General features: G+C 62.7%; 1 pseudogene. It reads right to left on the minus strand.

Features of this window, described 5'->3' with window-relative positions:
- Positions 1-512, minus strand: a pseudogene (gene wbiB / locus J5M71_RS27220) (dTDP-L-rhamnose 4-epimerase); the annotation flags it as partial.

Raw genomic sequence — 512 nt, forward strand, 5'->3', positions numbered from 1 at the left:
GTATAGGAGTTAGTCAACGATTGACCCGGGCCATAAACGTTCTGCAGACGCAAAATCGACAGCGGCGTTTTCGTTGCGAGCGACCATGCACGCAGTACGTGTTCCTGCGCGAGCTTCGTTGCACCATAGACGCTCGTCGGCCGCGGCTCGGTACGGTCCGCACGCGAAGGCAGCATCGTCATCCCCGGGAAGTCCCATTGCGCAGCCTCGAGCTGGGCGCGCCCGCGTTGGCCGGGATAAACGATCGTGCCATCGTCCTTCTGCCATGCCCCTTCGCCATAGACCGCGCGGCTGCTCGTCAGCAGAATGTGCTCGACCACGATGCCGTGCTTGACGAGCGCGTCCGTCAGCCGCGTGGTGCCGACGACGTTGACGAGCGCATGCCGACTCGCTTCCGTCAGCGATTGGCCCGTGCCCGTTTCGGCGGCCAGATGTATGATGATTTCCGGTTGAAAATCGCTCAGCAGCGCATCCCATGCACCGGCGTCCGTGACGTCGGCAACGACGAGTTC

Source organism: Pseudomonas sp. 43(2021) (assembly GCF_017490805.1).
Classification (GTDB): Bacteria; Pseudomonadota; Gammaproteobacteria; order Pseudomonadales; family Pseudomonadaceae; genus Aquipseudomonas.